This window comes from Arthrobacter sp. TmtSoilC77 (assembly GCF_059739415.1).
In genome coordinates this window covers 465,234-483,596 of the sequence record NZ_AP046050.1, presented here as the reverse complement: position 1 = coordinate 483,596, position 18,363 = coordinate 465,234, and the positions used below count along the sequence as shown (strand labels likewise).

Genomic DNA, 18,363 nt, shown 5'->3' with positions numbered 1-18,363 from the left:
GGCACTAATCCCCCAGCGAAAGGCGGACTATGACAGTCACAGAAGACTTCCGTGCGGCCCGTGACCGGCTGCTGGAACTGCGCGAGGATTACAGGCAGGCCCACAGGGAATTCGAATGGCCACGTTTTGACGAATTCAACTTCGCCCTCGATTGGTTCGACCAGATCGCTGCGGATCCGGAACGGGGAAACAAACCGGCACTGGTCATCGTGGAGCAGGACGGCAGTCCCACACGGCGCACATTTGCGGACCTTTCGCGACGGTCCTCCCAACTCGCCAACTGGCTGCGCAGCGAGGGCGTCAAACGCGGGGATCACATGATCATCATGCTTGGCAACCAGGTGGAGCTTTGGGAGCTCATGCTTGCCGGCATCAAGCTGGGCATCGTCATGATCCCCACCACCACCCTCATGGGCGCCCGGGATCTCCAAGACCGCGTAGAACGCGGCGGGGCCAACTGGGTGGCCGTGGGTAGCGCCAACATTGGGAAGTTCGCGGACGTGGCGGGCGATTACACGCTCATTGAGGTCGGGGCGGACCACGCCAACGCCCAGGCGCTGCAGTACGCGGATTCGTACGACGCCAGCACGGACTTCACGCCCGATGCCCCCACCAAAGCGGACGAGACACTGCTCCTCTACTTCACGTCCGGCACCACTTCGAGGGCCAAGCTCGTGGAGCACACCCACACCTCCTACCCCGTGGGCCACCTTTCCACGATGTACTGGATCGGCCTTGAACCCGGCGACGTGCACCTCAATGTCGCCTCCCCCGGCTGGGCCAAGCACGCCTGGTCCAACGTCTTCACACCCTGGATCGCCGAGGCCTGCGTCTTCATCTACAATTACGAACGCTTCAATGCGGCCGCCCTCATGGACCAAATGGGTCGCGAAGGAGTCACAAGCTTCTGCGCGCCGCCCACCGTCTGGCGCATGCTCATCCAGGCGGACCTCACTCAGCTGGCCCTGCCGCCCCGGAAGGTGGTGTCCGCCGGCGAACCGCTGAATGCGGAAGTCATCGGCCAGGTGGAGGAAGCGTGGGGCGTCACCATCCGCGACGGTTTCGGCCAGACCGAATCCACCGTCCAGATCGCGAACACGCCAGCACAGCCGGTGAAGATCGGTTCCATGGGCCGGCCGCTGCCCGGATATGACGTCGTCCTGGTCGATCCGCTGACCGGCAAGGAAGCCGACGACGGCGAACTCTGCCTGCGCTTGGACCCCCGGCCCGTGGGGCTCATGAAAAGCTACTTCGGTGACGAAGCGAAAACAGCAGAGGCGTTCCGCGACGGCTACTACCACACCGGCGATATGGCCAGCCGGGACACCGACGGCGTCATCACCTATGTGGGCCGGGACGACGACGTCTTCAAATCCTCCGACTACCGTTTGTCGCCCTTCGAACTCGAAAGCGTACTGATCGAACACCCCGCCGTGGCGGAGGCCGCCGTCGTACCTTCGCCTGACCCTGTGAAGCTGTCGGTGCCGAAAGCGTTTGTGGTGCTCGCCGCCGGCTACGAACCCGGACCCGCCGTTGCCGAGGACATCCTGCGATACTGTCGCGAGCACCTGGCGCCCTTCAAACGGATCCGGCGTCTCGAATTCGGCGAACTGCCCAAGACCATTTCAGGCAAGATCAGGCGTGTGGAACTTCGCGGCACGGAAGTGGCGCGGCACGGAAGCGGACCGTTGCCGGCAGGCCTCGGCCTGGAATACACCGAGGAAGAGTTCCCGAATCTGAAAGACTAGCCACCCGAGCAACGAAGGAGGCCCATGGGCACCCCACTCCCCCGCGACCCCATCGCCGACGCCCAACGCAACTGGGAACGGCATGGTTGGGGCGATGTCGCGGCGCCCATGGCTGCCATCACCGCGATCATGCGCACCCAGCAGATCCTGCTTGCACGCATCGAGACGGTCCTCAAACCGTTCGGCCTGACCTTCGCACGCTACGAACTCCTCGCGCTGCTGAGTTTCGCCCGCAGCGGCGCACTCCCCATGAACAAGGCGAGTGCGCTGCTGCAGGTGCATCCCACCTCGGTGACCAACGCCGTCGACCGTCTCGAAAAGGCCGGCCTGGTGGCCCGCTCGCCGCACCCCACCGATGGCCGCACCACCCTGATCGAGCTCACTGCCGAGGGCCGCACCCTCGCCAAGAAGGCGACGGCGGCACTCAATTCCGAGGTTTTCGGCAAGTCAGGCTTCGGCGCCGACGACGTCGATCACCTCATCCGCGTCCTGGGGACTTTCCGCAGGGATGCCGGGGACTTTACGGAGGAGTGACTCAACGCGCCAACGGGCGTATCCTAAAGCTCCATTGCCGCATTGGGGGGTGGAGCGTTTGGCCAAGAACCCGGGACAACGCCGCAATATACTTCTGCGCCCTTTCCTCCTTGCCATGCTTGCCTCATCTGCATGGATGCTGTGGTTGACCGGCCCTTCAGCAGCCGCCGCGGATATCCTTCCCGTCATACCTCCGCTACCGAGCAGCACCACGCCGCTCACGCAGACTCTGCAGGCGCCCTCGGTCACATCTTTGGCCGATTCTGTGGACCCGACGGCTCCTGATCTTGATCCGCTGGCCGAGGCTTCCGCAGTTCCCGTGCTGCCTGCGGCTCCCGAGCTGCCTGAGGCTCCCGCGCTCCCTACGGTAACCGTCCCCCAGGTTCCGGATATCTCTCAGGTTCCGGTCGTCGGCCAGGTTCCCGAGGTACAGAAACTTCCTGTGGTGGAAGGAGTCCTGGAGCTCCTGCCCGAAGTCTCAGACGTACTTCCCGTGCCCGAGGTGCCCGCGCTGCCGGAAGTGCCTAGCTTGCCCGATGTGCCGGACTTGCCCGGGATTGCCGACCCTCCGCTTCCTCCATTGCCGGGCACCACGCCAAACCTGCTCGACGGCGTCGCCCCGCCTGAGGTTTCGCTCTCCCCGGAAGCCACAACCTCACCGTCGGGCGCTCCGGCGCTGCCACTCGCCGTCGTACTCCAAACCACGCAGGCAGCGGCGCCGCTGCTTGGAGGCCCCAGCCTCCCCCAGCCCATACCGGCTTTTGATCCAGCAGGGGTTCCGCCCGCCGCGATGCTCGCACCCGGCAGCCCGGTTCCCGGCGCACCGCTTTATCCGGTACCGGCGCCAAGCACCGCAGGCGTGTCCGGAGGGGGCGGCTCAAGCACGTCGCCCCCCGGGGCGTCCGACATCCCGGAGGTCCTCTCACCGCTGCCGCCTCCGAGAGCCGGTCCAGTGACGGACCCGCAGCGAACGGCATCACCACAACCCTCGTTCGATCCCGGGTCCCGACCTGACTGATGCGGTGGCTCCTGCTTTGGCAGGCACCACCACCTGCGCCAACCGACGCAGGCATAAGACATCAGTCAGGAGGCACCCATGCTTCGCAAAATCCAGGTCCCCGTCCGCAATCACGCAAAGGCATCCGCCAGCCGACGTATCGGCTTTTGGCCCGACTTGGTCGGCAACTGGCCGGACCCGATGCACGCGGAAAGGAGCCGGATAGTCTGCTGAGGGGCGGCACACCGCCCAGGAAAAACGACGCCGGCCGGATGGTCAGTCTGACTGCCCGGCCGGCGTCGTGCTGTCCGATGGCGCACGTTTCCGACGAGGCTTCGTGGGCTCCCGGGACCATCTTCCCCATATTGATGGGCTTGCTGACCGGACTAATTACCGGACGGGTGCGTGCTCGGGATGACGGTTAGGACGGCGAGCCATTTCTCTCGGGCATCCCTTTCGAGTGGGCTATTAGATCAAGGAGCGGAAGATGTCCCATCCGGTGCCGATGGTTTCGGCGGTGGGAACGAAGCCGGTGTACTTGAGCAAGTCTCCGTTCGGGTTGATGGCGATGGTGTCGTTCCGTGTCACCGTGTGCCCCCAATGTATTGCCTCGCCCAGGTTGTGGGTGAAGCTGCCGGCGCCGATGATTTCCGACATGACCTCCCAGCCGGGACCCCAGGTATTAGCCCCTTGCCAGCCTCCTTGGCCGTCTGATCTGTAGTGGTGCATGTAGCCGGCGTGGTCACGTCCGAGGATGTCCACGGCACCGTCGCCGCTTAGGTCGCCGGAGGCAATGATCTTGTCGAAGACCTGCCAGCCGGTGCCCACAACGTCCGGCTGCTTCCAGCCGCCTTCACCGTCGCCGGGGTACAAGTGGAGATCGCCCCGTGCATCGCGGGCGAGGACATCGTTGTTGCCGTCCCCGTCAAAGTCACCCGGACCCACGATCGTGTCGAACATGTTCCAGCCCGTACCGACGACAGATCTGTCCAGCCAGCCTCCGTGGCCATCGCCCGGGTATTGGTAGAGGTCTCCCTCCGCGTCGCGAGCAAGGATGTCGTTGTTGCCGTCCCCATCGAAATCGCCAGGTGAGAAAACGATGTTGAAGATGTTCCATCCGGTGCCCACGAGCCTGGGCTGGTCCCAGTGCGCAGTCTCGTAGCTGGGGCACACTCCGGCGTCGCACGATCCGAGGGTGTAAGTGTAGGTCCGGGGATACAGGACCAGTTCCCCGGTGTCCGTGCGGCCCAGCAGCTCGAAGTTTCCCCGCCCGGTCCAGCCCATGGCCCGGTTGGACGCCGCAATGGGCTCTGTCTCCTTGCTGTGCAGCAGCGTGTTCTCATCGCCCCTTAGGGAGTCGCCGCACTGTTGCTTCTCCGGAGTCGTCGCGTAGACGTTGAAGGAGAGGCGGTTCCCGCGGTCTTCCGGCAGAATTTTTAGGGGTTCCACTTGGCGTTCCGCCGGAAGGGGTGTGCCATTGCTCAGCCATTCAATCGTGTAACCATCCGGCGCTGCCCCGGTCTTGTCGCAGCCCGAGAATTCCCCCGGCGCACCCATCCTCAGCTCTGATCCCACGAACGGCATTCCCACCATGGACACAACTCCGTCCATATCAATATGGTGGAGCGGTTGGGCGCCTGCCGCCGTCGCCGGGACACCGCCGCTGCTCGCCAAACCGATCACGAGAAGCGCAGCCATGGCACTCCGCCGTGCGACACGCTTGAAACCGTTTGCGATCATATTTCCCCCTTGAAGACGTGTCACAGACCTTCCGCCTGAACGGCATGTTTCCGCCAAGGCTACATGAGCGCCCGGTACCCTTTTCGGAAGCGAGCCATGGCTTAGGAATCGGATTATGGGCAGACGCTAAGAATTGGAGCACTACCCCCCTCTGGCCTTTGAGCCGTGTGGGCGACGCCTGTCGCGCCGCGTCATGCAGCCGTAACCACCACCGTCGGCTGCTAGCGTGCAGGTCTGACACTTCAGGAGGAAACACGTGGGCTTTGCCGAAGAACTCAAGAACGGCTGCATCAACAATTGGGACGCCGCAATCAACCATCCGTTTGTGGATCAGTTGCTCGGCGGGAATCTTTCCGACGACGACCTTCGGCGCTACCTTGTGCAGGACTACCAGTTCTGCGATGCCTTCATAGCGCTCCTCGGGCAGGCTGTGGCGTCTGCTCCATCGTTGTCCTCACGGCTGGTGTTCGCACGGGTCCTGGGAGCATTCGCATCGGACGAGAACACGTACTTCCAGGACTGCTTCGATGAACTGGACGTTGCGGACGCTGACCGGATCGGGCCTGCTTTGGGAGCCGTGACCCGGGACTTTGATTCCCTCATGCGCAGCGCCCTGGCTACCCGCTCCTATCCGGACGTCCTCGCTGTCCTCCTGGTTGCCGAGTGGCTTTACGGGGACTGGGCTGCGCGGGCCGGAGATCCTGAAATGTGGCCAGCCGCGCCAAAGCACTCGGAGTGGATCCGCCTCCACAACAATCCCGAGTACAACGCCTGGGTGACATGGCTACGGGAGGAGTTCAACGCCGTCGAGCCTGTAGATCCGGAAGTTCGCGACCGCGTTACGGAGATGTTCCGCGAGGCTGTGCGTTTGGAGCTCGCTTTCTTTGACGCCGCCCTTGTCCCGTCAGGCGCCCCGTCATCCGTCCCTGCTTAGAGAGCAACAAGTTCTCCACCGGTGAACAATCCGCACCGGGCGGTTCCGGCTCAACCTGATCGCGCGCGTAGGAGCATGCCACAGCGATGTCGTCCAGGTCGGTCCAGTGCCAGCTGTCCGGGCAGTGGTGGTTATCGCAGAATTGCCACGTCATTTCGTTCCTCAGTCATCGCCCTGTTTGTCCTTATATAGGACCGCTCCGGGGCGGGATCGTGACGAGGAAAGTATCGTGACCTGCGTCCTACTGGCGGGTCACTGAAAACGAAAAGATGAGAGCCGACACGAGGGCCAGGGCGGCAATACCGTAACCGACAACCAAGGCTGCAATCGCGAAGGGCCGTCCGCGTTCTCCACGTTGCTGGATCTGGTTGAGGGCGACGTGGCCTGCGCCCACAACGAAGACTGCGATGACGGCCATCCCGGCGAAGAACAGACCCACGAGAGCCAGCACTGCCATCGCTGCTGCCACGATGGCTTGGCGGTTGATCGGTTGGACGGATGCTTCCGTTTGGCCGGTTTGAACGATCTCCGTTGACATGTTCTCTCCCCATTTGTCGGTGCCAACGAGTCTATCCTCGTGCATGCCATAACTGCGTTGCGGGGCCCACTCTGCGCGCTTCGCGTCGGATTTGAAGCGCAGAGCAGGCCCCGCAACGTAAAGAAACTCCTAGCGGTGCTTGAACTCGGGCTGCCGCTTCCCGCTGAATGCGGCCATGCCTTCCTTCTGGTCCTCGGTGGCGAACAGCGAGTGGAACACCCGCCGTTCGAAGAGCACTCCCTGGGCCAGACCCATTTCAAAGGCGGCATTGACGGCTTCCTTTGCCACCATGGCCGCGGGCTTGGACTTGGAAGCGATGACCTCGGCGGCTTTCACAGCCTCGTCAATGACTTCAGCTGCCGGGACAATCCTGGACACAAGGCCTGAGCGTTCAGCTTCCTCGGCGTCCATGAAACGGCCTGTCAGGACCATGTCCATCGCTTTGGCCTTCCCGACGGCACGGGTGAGCCGCTGGGAGCCGCCCATACCGGGGATGACACCCAGGTTGATTTCCGGTTGGCCGAACTTGGCGTTGTCCCCGGCAATGATGAAGTCCGCCATCATCGCCAGTTCGCAGCCACCGCCCAGGGCAAAGCCGGAGACGGCAGCAATGACGGGGATCCGGAGCCGGGTGAGGTCCTCCCAGCGGCGGAACCAGTCCGCCGCATACATTTCCATGTAGCTCTTGGAGGACATCTCCTTGATGTCGGCGCCTGCCGCGAACGCCTTGGCGGATCCGGTGATGACCACGGCGCCGATGTCAGGATCGGTGTCCATTGCGGTGACTGCGTCCACAAGTTCGTTCATGAGTGCTGTGTTCAGCGCATTCAACGCTTGCGGCCGGTTCAACGTCACCAAACCCACGCGGCCCCGACGTTCCACCAGGATGTTCCCGTACTGCTCCGTCATGCTCTCCCTCTCACTCAACGTCGTCATGTACAGAATCTCTCACACAGACTTGTCGCGTATGTCCGTGATGATGCCTGAGAAGTCACGTCCGGCACCCTCGCCCGCGGCGTAGGCATCGTAAATCCGGGATGCCAACGGTCCCATTTCCGCTGCAACTCCAGTGCTTTCCAACGCATTGACGGCCAGCCGAAGATCCTTGGCCATCAGTGCCCCCGCAAAACCGGGCTGGTAGTCGCGGTTGGCGGGGCTGGTGGGGACAGGACCGGGGACAGGACAGTTGGTGGTCAGGGCCCAGCACTGTCCGGAGGCGTTGGAAGCGACGTCGAACAGTGCCTGGTGGGTGAGTCCAAGTTTCTCCCCGAGCACGAAGGCCTCTGCGACGGCAATCATGGAAACGCCCAGGATCATGTTGTTGCAGACCTTGGCTGCTTGCCCTGCACCGTGGTCGCCGCAATGCACAATCCTCTTGCCCATGAGTTCCAGGATGGGTTTGACGGTCTCAAAATCCTCAGGCAAAGCGCCCACCATGAAAGTCAGGGTGCCGGCCTCGGCGCCCACCACGCCACCGGAAACCGGCGCATCCACGGAACGGTGGCCCGCGTCAACAGCAATGACGGCTGCCTCCCGCGCCTCGTCAACGTTGATGGTGGAACAATCCAGGAACAAGGTATCCGGTGCGGCTACTGACAGCAGCCCGGGCCCGTCAACCCCGCGGTACGCATCCAACACGTGCTTGCCGCTGGGCAACATGGTCAACACCACGGCCGCGCCGTCCACGGCTTCCTGCGCCGTGGATGCCATGGGAATTCCGTGGGCCTTGGCGGCCTCGACGGCGGCCGGCACAGGGTCATAACCGATCACATCGTGTCCGGCTTTGATCAGGTTGGCCGCCATGGGCCCGCCCATATGGCCGAGTCCGAGGAAAGCGATGAGTCCCGTTGCCGATGCTGCGTTCTCTGTCATGTCGTCTCCTTCAACTGGCTAACAAACTGGCTGGACAAGCGGCTGGACAGGCGGGCTGCACAAGCCGGCGGTCACGTGGCGTCAGCTCCCAAGGCGGCGAGCCCCAACTCGCGGTCGCCGAGCGGCGCAAAGTAGCCCTCGACGTCGGACTCGCGCACCTCAGCCAAAGTGGGAGGCTTCCACTGCGGGTTCCGGTCCTTGTCCACCACCTGTGCACGGATCCCCTCCCGGAAATCAGGCCCGGCCAGGCAGCGCAGTCCCACCCGGTATTCCTGGTCCAGCGCTTCCTCCAGCGACATCCCCGGCACACGCCGCAAGGATGCCAAAGTGACCTTCACAGATGTGGGCGACTTCGTCTCAATGGTGTCGGCCGCAGAAGCTGCCTCGGGCGAAGATTCCCCCAACGAGCGCAAACTCCGTACGATCTCCTCCGCGTCGTCATAGGCGTAGGCGGCATCGATCCACTCCCGCTGGCCAGCGATGGCCGAGTCCGGCGCCGCTTGGGCAAAACGCCCGACGGCGGCCTCCGCCGTCGAGCTTTCCAGCGCCTCTGCCAGCGCCGCGAGGTTTTCGGACGGCACAAAGTGATCCGCGAGGCCAAGGAACAAGGCATCGGCCCCGGAGAGGTGCGCGCCCGTCAGCGCGGCGTGGGTTCCCGTTTCCCCCGGCGAGCGCGACAACAAAAAGGTGCCGCCGACGTCGGGCACGAACCCAATGGTGGTCTCGGGCATGCCTGTACGCGTCCGCTCAGTAACAATGCGCACCGAGCCGTGCGCCGAAACCCCCACGCCGCCGCCCAGCACCAACCCGTCCATGAAGGCGACATAGGGCTTGGGGTAACGGGCAATGAGCGAGTTCAGCCGGTACTCGTCGGCCCAGAACTCCGCCGTTTCCGTTCCGCCGTGCAGCATGTCCTTGTAGATGGCAACAATGTCTCCGCCGGCGCATAGCCCGCGGTCGCCAGCGCCGCGCACCAGGACGGTTGCTACGGCGTCGTCGTCAGCCCAGGCAGCCAACTGCTGGAGCATGGCTTTCACCATTCCCGCGCTGAGGGCGTTGACTGCCCGGGGCCGGTTGAGCGTTACGATGCCAAGATGGCCGCGGCGCTCAAAGAGAACTTCGTCTGTGTCCAAAGCCCCCATCAGCTACCTGCCGGCATGATGAAGCTGGCGCCCTGTCGAATGCCGGAAGGCCACCGCGACGTCACCGTCTTGGTCTTGGTGTAGAAGCGGAAGGCGTCGGCGCCGTGCTGGTTGAGGTCGCCGAAACCGGATGCCTTCCAGCCGCCGAAGGTGTAGTACGCGATCGGTACAGGAATGGGGACGTTGATGCCCACCATGCCCACTTCGACGCGGCTGGCGAAGTCGCGGGCGGAGTCGCCGTCGCGGGTGAAAATTGCGACGCCGTTGCCAAACTCGTGCTCACTGCAGAGCCTTAGCGCTTCGTCGTAGTCAGCCGCGCGCAGCACGCTGAGGACGGGGCCGAAGATCTCTTCCTTGTAGATCTTCATGTCCTTGGTGACGTTGTCGAAGAGCGTGGGACCAACCCAGAAGCCGCCGTCGTAGCCTTCCACTGTGAGTCCACGGCCATCGGTGACCAGGGTTGCGCCTTCGTCAACGCCGGACTGGATGTAGCCTTCGATTCTTTCCTTCGCGGAGGCAGCAACCACAGGCCCGAAGTCCGAGTCCTTGTCCAGGCTGTGGCCGACTTTGAGGTGTTTGACGCGCTCGGTCAGCTTGGCCACCAGGGCATCGGCAGTCTGCTGGCCAACGGGAACCGCAACGGAAATCGCCATGCAACGTTCACCGGCGGAACCGTAGCCCGCGCCAATCAGGGCGTCGGCGGCCATGTCCAGGTCTGCGTCGGGCATGATCACCATGTGGTTCTTTGCCCCGCCGAAGCATTGTGCGCGCTTGCCGTGCGCAGCCGCGGTGGCGTAGATGTACTGGGCGATCGGCGTGGAACCAACGAAGCCAATGGCCTTGACGCGCGGATCCTCAAGCAGGGCGTCGACGGCTTCTTTATCACCGTTGATCACGTTGAAAACGCCGTTGGGAACACCGGCTTCGCTGTACAGCTCGGCAAGCCGCAACGGAACGGAGGGATCCCGTTCGGAGGGCTTGAGGATGAAAGCGTTGCCGGCTGCGAGCGCGGGGCCCGACTTCCAGAGGGGGATCATGGCTGGGAAGTTGAACGGCGTAATACCGGCAACCACGCCAAGCGGTTGGCGCAGAGAGTGCACGTCAATGCCCTGCCCCGCGTTGTCCGAGAACTCGCCCTTGAGCAGGTGCGGCGCCCCTGCGGAGAATTCGACTACCTCGATGCCGCGCTGGATGTCTCCCTTGGCGTCGGCGAACGTTTTGCCGTGTTCGGAGGACAGGAGCTTTGCGAGCTCGTCAATGTTCTCGTTGACCAAGTCAACAAACTTCAGCAGGATGCGTCCCCGGCGTTGCGGGTTCATCGCCGCCCATTCGAGCTGGCCCTTCTCGGCATTTGCAATCGCGTTGCGGACCTCGTCCGCGCTGGCCAGCGGAAGCCGCGCCTGCACTTCGCCCGTGCAGGGATCGAAGACATCGCTGAACCGTCCGGACGTGCCGTCGATCCTCTGGCCGTCTACGTAGTGTGAAAGCTCGCGCACCATGGTGGAATGCTCCTTTGCATCGTGAATGACTGCCGTGCGGCTGGTTCCAGTAATCGGCAGGAACGCCTCAGCGACTGTGAGCCAGGTCATCTCTGAACCGAATATACTCGGACTTCCTACTAATTTCCAGAGGCGGTTTTTCGGACCCTGTCCAACAGCGCACAGTAGCTAGTGCACCTCTTTGAGTCCCTTGTAGGCGTCCAGCGCATCCTGCCGGGTGGTCTTGAGATCCACGATTTCCTCCGGGTAATCCGGTGTGCCGAACTCCTCGATCCAGCGGGCTATGTACTTGCCCTGGGGATCGAATTTGGTGCGTTGCGCCTGCGGATTGAAGATCCTGAAAAACGGCGAAGCGTCCGCCCCTGAGCCCGCCACCCACTGCCAATTCGCAGGGTTGGATGCCGGGTCAGCGTCCACCAAGGTGTCCCAGAACCACTGCTCGCCGAGTTGCCAATGTATGCCCAGGTTCTTCACCAGGAAGCTGGCCGCGACCATCCTCACCCGGTTGTGCATCCACCCTGTCTGCCAGAGTTGCCGCTGCCCGGCGTCCACCAAGGGGAAACCCGTGCGGCCCTGCTGCCAGGCCCGAAGCTCCTCTGCTGCAGACTCGTGACCTTCTTGAGCATTCGCGGGGCGGGAGCCATCGCCATCCGGCCAAGCCCACGGGAAGTGGTCGAACTCTTTGCGCAGGTTCGCTGTGGCCAGGTCCGGGTTATGGAAGTACTGGTGCCAACAGAACTCACGCCAGCCGAGTTCGGAGGCGAAAATACCTCTGCTTTCCGAGCTATTGGAAGCCAGGGCATGCCACACCTCGAACGGGCTGAGCTCACCCCAACGCAGGTATGGCGAAAGACAACTGCTGCCATCGACGTCCGGTCGATTACGGCCTTCGCTGTAATTTGCGAGTCCGTCCGCCGCGAATTGCCTAAGCCGCTGGTGTCCGGCAGCAGATCCCGGCGTCCATGCCTCCCCCAACCCTGTGGACCAGTCAGGGTTGGTAGGCAACAGGTGCCACGATTCCAACGAATCACAGCCTGTCAGTTCGCCCGCGTAGCCGTGGCCGGACGCCGGCACAGCCAACGGGTCCCGGAAGTCCTGCGCTGAAACGGTCCGCCAAAAAGGAGTGAAAACCTTGTACTGCCCGCCGGTCTTGGTGGTGACTTCCCACGGCTCATGAAGCAGGGACGCTTGAAAACTCTCCACATGCATGCCGGCCTCACGAGCCCACGTCTTGATCCCGGCGTCCACCATCCGCTCAGCGGGGCCGTACCGGCGGTTCCAGAACAGCGCGCCGGCGCCGACCGCCGTCGTGATCTCCTGAACAACCGCGGCAGCCGGTCCCCGACGCAACAACAGCGGTATTCCGAGCGCCGCGAGATTGTCCTTCAGCGCGGCCAACGAGTGGTGGAGCCACCAGCGTGCGGCACCGCCGTGCGGCCGGATGCCGGGCGATTCTTCGTCCAGGACGTAGAGTGCCACCGCCGCGCCATCATCGACGGCGGCACGCAAGGCGGGGTTGTCCCTGACCCTCAGGTCGTCGCGGAACCAGACGATGGATGGCCTCAAATTACTACCCTCTTCCGAATCGGCATACAGCTGATGCCCCTGGGAAGGCATCCTAAGGGCATCAGCTGAACAACAAACCCGGAACTCAGGGGGTTACCTCAATGAGGGAACCGAGTCCTCATTTATTTGACTGAATTCGGGGGCGCTGGTGTCGGTCTCAGTCCATACGGGGACACTGTTCATGACGTAGTCCCTGGCTGCAGGACCCACCATGTTCAGGCCGGGGTAGACGCGCTGGCCATGATTCTTCCTGGCACGCAATCCTTCAAGTTCAAGGGCGGTCCTGAAAGCGGAATCGGGAATGGGCACTTTGCGTCCGAGGACGCACCAGCTGATGTAGAGGCCGTAGAGGGTGTCGAAATCCAGACCCTGCTCGGTGTCGTCGTCAAACACCACACAGTCACTGAGGAAACTACTGATTTGGGTGTCGGTCATTGCGGGGCCTCCGGTGGCGGAAGTAAAAACGGGCCGCCGGGCTGCATCAGCGAATGTCCTGTTCACCCACTATAGTCCTCCTGGGGTTCGCCTGTACCGGAAAGTAGGTTAACTCTGGATGCATTCTCTGCAGCGACACCGTCAAACGAACCTTCAACCCTCTGGTGCCCACCGCCGCATCGGCGTAGCTTCGGATACGTCCACACATGCGGCTGCACACCGGTCCCTCGGGCGAGCCAGGCAACGGTTTGCGTGGGCACTGTGGCTGATTGACTGTTCCGCTGATTGGAAGGCACAGACGTGGCTGGATGGAATGCCGATACTGCCGCCGGGCCCCTTGGTTCCGGCACGGTCACGCTGGTGGAAGGCTCGTCCTTCTGCATTTCTGCCGCCAACGGAGACATCCGCCCTGAGCTACCGCAGGGTGTGTTCCACCTGGACACCCGGATCCTCTCCAAGTGGGAATTGACGGTCAACGGACAACCACTCGAGCCACTGGCCGCGGAGACCAAGGAACCTTACCGGGCGCTCTTTGCCTCCCGGGTGCCCCGTTCCGATGGATACGCGGACAGTCCGCTGCTGGTGGAGCGGCTGCGCGAGGTCGGGGCCGGAATCCTGGAAAAGATCACAGTCCGGAATTACTCCACCAAAGCGGCGGATTGCCGGATCCTGCTGACGGTCGAATCTGACTTCGCGGACCTTTTTGAGGTGAAGGAGGCCAGGATTACCCGCCACTGGACCGAGACCCGGCTTCCTGAAGGCAATTCACTGGAAATTCGCGGCAAATGGGAGGGTTTCCGAAAAAGCGTCGTCATCCAGGCTGAAGGTGCGGGTGCCGGAGCAAAGGCCTTGGGCTTCACCGCGAAAATTCCCCCTTTTGGGAGCTGGAGTACCCGCGTGAGCGTGGTGCCCACTGTTGATGGAGCCGGCACGCCGGTGCCGTTCACCCATCCAGCCCAGGGTGAGCTCTCCCCCAGCGACAGGCGCAGGCAGGAGTGGGTAGCCAGGATCCCTGCCTTGCAAATCAGCAACCACTCCATCGAAAGCACCCTCCGCCGCAGCTATGAGGACCTGGGCGCCCTCCGGATCCAGGACCCGGAACATCCAGACAGGGTGGTGGTTGCTGCCGGCGCGCCGTGGTTCATGACGCTGTTTGGCCGCGACTCGCTGTGGGCTTCGGAAATGGCCCTGCCGGTGGACCCGTCACTGGCCTTGGGCACCCTGCGAACGTTGGCCGACCGCCAGGGAACGGTGGTGGATCCGGTCAGCGAGGAAGAACCGGGCAAGATCCTCCACGAGGTGAGGCTCGACGTCTCCAGCGGCCTCGCTCTCGGCGGAAAGTCCGCGTACTACGGCAGCGTTGATGCAACCCCACTCTTCGTGGTTGTCCTGGGATCGGTCAGCCGCTGGGGATTCTCCAAGGACACCATCGCCGCCCTCCTGCCGAACGCCGACCGCGCCCTTGAGTGGATCCGTGATTACGGCGACCGGGACGGCGACGGCTTCGTGGAGTACGCGCGGCCCAACGAGCACGGGCTCATCAACCAAGGATGGAAGGACTCCTGGGACGGCATCAACTTTGCCGATGGCACCCTCGCTGAACCGCCCTTGGCGCTGTGCGAAGTCCAGGCGTACGTGCACGGCGCCTATACGTCGCGGGCCTGGATGGCGTACGACGCCGGCGACCTCACCTTGGCTGCAGAACTTCAGGAACGCGCTGATCGCCTCAAGCAGAAGTTCAACGAAGAGTTTTGGCTTCCGGACAAGGGCTATTATGCCGTTGCATTGGACCGCGACAAGCGGCCTGTGGACGCATGCGCCTCCAACATGGGCCACACCATGTGGTTTGGCTTGATGGATGAGGACAAGGCCCCCTCTGTTGTGGAGCACCTGATGTCCCCGGAGATGTTCAGTGGTTGGGGAATCCGGACGTTGGCAAGCAACATGGGCGCCTACAACCCGGCCAGTTACCACAACGGCTCAGTCTGGCCGCACGACAATGCGTTGATTGTCCAAGGACTGCTGCGGTACGGATTTGTGGAAGAAGCACAACGGATTGCCACAGCCTTGCTGGAAGCCGCCGAGTATTCAGGCGGCCGGCTCCCGGAACTCTTCTGCGGATTCGACCGGAAACAATTCAGCGAACCAGTTCCGTATCCAACCGCCTGCTCACCCCAGGCATGGGCTGCCACAACGCCCATTCAGCTGGTGATGGGCCTCATGCGCTACGACGCCCACATATCGTTGGGCGGCGTCTGGCTGGATCCTGTTTTGCCGCCGTCCTTCGGAGACCTCCACATCGGCAACGCCCCCATGGGAAGTGACCGCATCACCATCGACATTGTCGGCTCGAAGCCCACGGTCCAAGGCCTGCCGGAGGGCTTGACGTTCCGCCATGCGCAGCGGCCTTGGCTCACGGAGCTACTGGAACAAGCACACCTACGGGGCCCGGAAACCTGAGGTCCGACAAAACTGAGGGCCGGAAATGTGGGGCCCATGTGGGGCCCAAAAAAGCGAGCCGCCCGGAAAGTCCCTTTGAAAGGGTACTTTCCGGGCGGCTTCAAGCGGGTTCAGTGAGTGGGCAACAGGCCTTACTGGATGGCTGCTTTGAGTTCCTTGGCGGCCAGTTCCGGATCAAGGGCGCTGTAGATGGCGCTACCGGCCACGGCTACGTCGGCACCGGCCAACTGCACGGCCTGGATGGTGGAGAGGTTGACGCCGCCTGCAACCGAGAACGGTACACGGGCTTCTTCACCGGCGTTAAGGAGTCCGCGAAGATCGAAGCCGGGCTGGGCTTGCTCGTCCAGGCCGGCGTGGAATTCGATGAACTTGGCCCCGAGAGCGCGGGCTTCCTTCGCACGGGTGACCTTGTCGGCAACGCCGATCAGGTCAACCACGATGCCCTTGTTGTGCGTCTGGGCTGCCTTGACTGCACCTGCAATGGTGGAGTCGTCTGCCGTTCCGAGCACTGAGACGAGGTCGGCGCCGGCCTTGAAGGCGATGTCGGCTTCGAGTTCTCCAGCGTCCATGGTCTTCATGTCGGCGAAGACGATCTTGGTGGGGTGTGCTTCCTTGATCGCGGTCACCGCGGAGAGGCCCTCCGCCTTGATCAGCGGCGTGCCCAGTTCGATGATGTCAACGTGCTCGGCGACTTTGCCGGCCAGGTCCAGGGCTGCCTCGGTGGTGAGGAGGTCAAGTGCGACTTGGAGTTTCATAGTGTTCTTACTTTCTTTGTGGGTTGTGTTGAGTTGGTGCGGTCCCAAGTAGGTAGCAGCAGAGCCCCTTTTGAGCGTCCATAACGGCCTCTGCTGCTACTTAGTTGGGCTTACTCGAGGTTGGCGTGACGCAGCCAGAGCTGTTCAGCGGGTTCGTCGGCGGCGTCCCAGAGGGTCTGGAAAACCGACTCCGCGGCGAGGAACAGCGCCTGCTCGAAAAGGCTGCCGGAGTACTGGCGCGAAATATTTGAACCGTGGTCCGTCTTTTGGGCCGCCGGGATAATCACCAAAGCGTCGGCCAGCCCGGCCAAGGGCGAGTCTGCATTGGTGGTGATGGCTGCAACCTGTGCACCTGCTTCAAGTGCGGTCTGGGCGGCCTTGACCACACCGGACGTCGTACCTGAACCGGATGCAACCACCAGGAGGTCTCCGGAACTGATGGCTGGCGTGGTGGTGTCACCGGCGACATGGACGGTCAGGCCGAGGTGCATCAGCCTCATGGCCGCCATCCTGAGGACCAGGCCGCTGCGCCCTGCTCCTGCAAGGAACACACGTCCGGCACCCTTGATCCTGTCCGCAAGATGGGCCAACTGGGCGTAGTCAATGCCGGAGGTAGTGTCAGCGACTTCGCCCAGGATCAGGGATACATTGCCGGCTACGTCCGCGCTCGTGGCAGTTGCTGTTTCTGCGGTGACGTTCACATTCACTCCTTCGTGGGTAGGTGCTCAAGCCTTTCGGGCCTATAGACAAGTCTTCCGGGCAGTTCGGGTAGGGGGAACGCCGAAAACGAGCAGTTCATACCACCCTTTTGGGTAGTTAACGTGGCTCCTCTTCGTTTAGGCTGCATCCATGACCCAGCTGGCAGAGACCAAACGCCGCCCGGATAGCGGATCCCTTCCGTGGCAACTTCTGGACGCCATCGCAGATATCGCGCAAGCACCCCTGATGCGTATTGCAGAGAGCCTGCGTGGCGCCCTTGCACCCTTCATCAAATGCAGCGCCCTGGTGATCTTTACCGAGGACTGCACGGGCCGGCCGCAAAAGAAGGCGGGCGAGGAAAGCATTGTCAGCAGGGTTTCCATCCCGGAACTGGACCGTGTAAGGGCCGTGATTCCAGGCGGTGGCCCCTGGCGGGGCAAGGCTGTTGTCGCCGGGAAAGAGCGGGAGGTATTGGCCTTGGGCTATGCGCCCAGCAACGCCCTCCTGGTCCTCACGGATCCTGTCGAAGGCCAGACAGAAGATGCCGGGCGTGTCCTCTCCTACCTTTGGCGGCTCACTGCGGCCCGTATCCAGGAGAAGGTCTCTGACGCGCCGCCGTCGTACCTTCTGGAATCCCGCGCCGCATCAGCGGAGCGGATCCGCGTAACTGCCGAGTTGGTGGATCAACACTCCACCACATTGGAAACCGTGCTGGCCGCGTTGAGGTCCAACTCCATGGACGACCACGCGGCCCGTACAGCCGTCACAGACATGACCGTCAAGGCCCTGATCAGCCTGCGGACCTTGAACGACCGCACCAGTGATCTTGTGGAGGAGCCGGTCAGCACGGCGTTCGAAAGGCTTCGCGAGGACCTCCGGCCGCTGATGCACTTCAGCAACATCGATATCCAGTTCATCGAACCGCCTGCGAACGGCAGGGCGTTGCCAGGGGAAGTAGCCCACGCCGCCCGCGCCGTGGTTCGAGGCCTGGTCCTGGCCATCGCCGAGCAACCTGACGTGCATCGTGTCCGGGCACAGTGGGACTGCGACGGCGAGAACCTGCTCATCAACGTCCGTGACGATGGCAGGGGCGAGCTATCCCCCGAGGCCCCCAACATCGAACGCCTGCGCCAACGCGTGCAAGCCGTTAACGGCAGGATGAGCCTGGATGTCATGCAGGGCTGGGGAGCCGACATCTCGGTTGTGTTGCCGTTGGATGCACCGTCAGCTCCGGCAGGGGATGTCGTGGCTTGGGGCCTTGCGGCGAGGGAGCTGGAAGTCCTGCAATTACTGGCGGCCGGCCAACGTAACCGGGCAATCGCCGCTGAACTCAATGTCAGCGAAAATACTGTGAAATTTCATATCCGGAATCTCTTCCGGAAGCTCGACGTCCGGTCCCGCACTGAAGCCATCGCTTTGGCGCACAGTGCGGGGCTCCGGTAGT

At 62.9% G+C, this 18,363-nt stretch carries 16 protein-coding genes; 6 read left to right on the top strand and 10 right to left on the bottom strand.

Translation table 11 applies throughout. The annotated features are described in order from the left end of the window. The first annotated feature begins 29 nt into the window (after positions 1 to 29). The 3 genes from AC6I99_RS02375 to AC6I99_RS02365 all read left to right on the top strand — a co-directional run bounded on the left by AC6I99_RS02375 (position 30) and on the right by AC6I99_RS02365 (position 3,300). Positions 30 to 1,748 (top strand): AMP-binding protein, encoded by a 1,719-nt coding sequence (locus AC6I99_RS02375; protein WP_497960094.1) that lies wholly within the window; start codon positions 30 to 32, stop codon positions 1,746 to 1,748. Positions 1,749 to 1,772: 24 nt separating this feature from the next. Beyond that, positions 1,773 to 2,282 (top strand): MarR family winged helix-turn-helix transcriptional regulator, encoded by a 510-nt coding sequence (locus tag AC6I99_RS02370; RefSeq protein WP_224095074.1) that lies wholly within the window; start codon positions 1,773 to 1,775, stop codon positions 2,280 to 2,282. Between the two features lie 115 nt (positions 2,283 to 2,397). Further along, positions 2,398 to 3,300, top strand: coding sequence for a hypothetical protein (locus AC6I99_RS02365; protein WP_497960092.1), 903 nt, complete (start codon positions 2,398 to 2,400; stop codon positions 3,298 to 3,300). Between the two features lie 447 nt (positions 3,301 to 3,747). Here AC6I99_RS02365 and AC6I99_RS02360 read toward each other — a convergent pair whose 3' ends face one another. Next, positions 3,748 to 5,019 (bottom strand): FG-GAP repeat domain-containing protein, encoded by a 1,272-nt coding sequence (locus AC6I99_RS02360; RefSeq protein WP_497960088.1) that lies wholly within the window; start codon positions 5,017 to 5,019, stop codon positions 3,748 to 3,750. A gap of 256 nt (positions 5,020 to 5,275) precedes the next feature. On the opposite strand from AC6I99_RS02360, the gene AC6I99_RS02355 reads away from it, so the two are divergent. Continuing rightward, a complete protein-coding gene (locus AC6I99_RS02355; protein WP_497960087.1) occupies positions 5,276 to 5,953 on the top strand; it encodes a TenA family protein in 678 nt (225 codons plus the stop codon). A 241-nt stretch (positions 5,954 to 6,194) separates the two neighbouring features. Here the strand turns inward: AC6I99_RS02355 and AC6I99_RS02350 are convergent, their stop codons facing one another. The 7 genes from AC6I99_RS02350 to AC6I99_RS02320 all read right to left on the bottom strand — a co-directional run bounded on the left by AC6I99_RS02350 (position 6,195) and on the right by AC6I99_RS02320 (position 13,005). Next, on the bottom strand, positions 6,195 to 6,491 hold the full coding sequence (locus tag AC6I99_RS02350) for a DUF4190 domain-containing protein (protein ID WP_224095062.1): 297 nt from the start codon (positions 6,489 to 6,491) through the stop codon (positions 6,195 to 6,197). Between the two features lie 129 nt (positions 6,492 to 6,620). After that, a complete protein-coding gene (locus tag AC6I99_RS02345; protein WP_497960084.1) occupies positions 6,621 to 7,400 on the bottom strand; it encodes an enoyl-CoA hydratase in 780 nt (259 codons plus the stop codon). Positions 7,401 to 7,439: 39 nt separating this feature from the next. Then, complete coding sequence (mmsB, locus tag AC6I99_RS02340) at positions 7,440 to 8,363, bottom strand: 3-hydroxyisobutyrate dehydrogenase (protein ID WP_224095060.1); 924 nt, start codon at positions 8,361 to 8,363, stop codon at positions 7,440 to 7,442. Positions 8,364 to 8,434: 71 nt separating this feature from the next. Then, positions 8,435 to 9,505, bottom strand: a complete 1,071-nt coding sequence (locus AC6I99_RS02335) for an enoyl-CoA hydratase/isomerase family protein (RefSeq protein ID WP_309929530.1) — start codon at positions 9,503 to 9,505, stop codon at positions 8,435 to 8,437. Beyond that, on the bottom strand, positions 9,505 to 11,004 hold the full coding sequence (locus AC6I99_RS02330) for a CoA-acylating methylmalonate-semialdehyde dehydrogenase (RefSeq protein ID WP_224167443.1): 1,500 nt from the start codon (positions 11,002 to 11,004) through the stop codon (positions 9,505 to 9,507). Before AC6I99_RS02330 ends, AC6I99_RS02335 begins: the two co-directional genes overlap by 1 nt. A 168-nt stretch (positions 11,005 to 11,172) precedes the next feature. Then, positions 11,173 to 12,570, bottom strand: a complete 1,398-nt coding sequence (locus tag AC6I99_RS02325; RefSeq protein WP_497960081.1) for a cryptochrome/photolyase family protein — start codon at positions 12,568 to 12,570, stop codon at positions 11,173 to 11,175. Between the two features lie 93 nt (positions 12,571 to 12,663). Further along, positions 12,664 to 13,005 (bottom strand): hypothetical protein, encoded by a 342-nt coding sequence (locus tag AC6I99_RS02320; protein ID WP_497960078.1) that lies wholly within the window; start codon positions 13,003 to 13,005, stop codon positions 12,664 to 12,666. A gap of 300 nt (positions 13,006 to 13,305) precedes the next feature. Here AC6I99_RS02320 and AC6I99_RS02315 point away from each other — a divergent pair, with 300 nt between their 5' ends. Continuing rightward, positions 13,306 to 15,465, top strand: coding sequence for an amylo-alpha-1,6-glucosidase (locus tag AC6I99_RS02315; protein WP_224095054.1), 2,160 nt, complete (start codon positions 13,306 to 13,308; stop codon positions 15,463 to 15,465). 131 nt (positions 15,466 to 15,596) lie between these two features. On the opposite strand, the gene hxlA is transcribed toward AC6I99_RS02315, so the two are convergent. Both hxlA and hxlB read right to left on the bottom strand, forming a co-directional pair. Then, positions 15,597 to 16,220 carry a 3-hexulose-6-phosphate synthase gene (hxlA, locus tag AC6I99_RS02310; protein WP_224095053.1) on the bottom strand — a complete coding sequence of 208 codons (624 nt, stop codon included), beginning with the start codon at positions 16,218 to 16,220 and terminating at the stop codon, positions 15,597 to 15,599. 110 nt (positions 16,221 to 16,330) lie between these two features. Beyond that, positions 16,331 to 16,921 (bottom strand): 6-phospho-3-hexuloisomerase, encoded by a 591-nt coding sequence (hxlB, locus tag AC6I99_RS02305; RefSeq protein WP_497960074.1) that lies wholly within the window; start codon positions 16,919 to 16,921, stop codon positions 16,331 to 16,333. Between the two features lie 148 nt (positions 16,922 to 17,069). Here hxlB and AC6I99_RS02300 point away from each other — a divergent pair, with 148 nt between their 5' ends. After that, complete coding sequence (locus AC6I99_RS02300; RefSeq protein WP_497960072.1) at positions 17,070 to 18,362, top strand: helix-turn-helix transcriptional regulator; 1,293 nt, start codon at positions 17,070 to 17,072, stop codon at positions 18,360 to 18,362. Position 18,363: the final 1 nt, after the last annotated feature.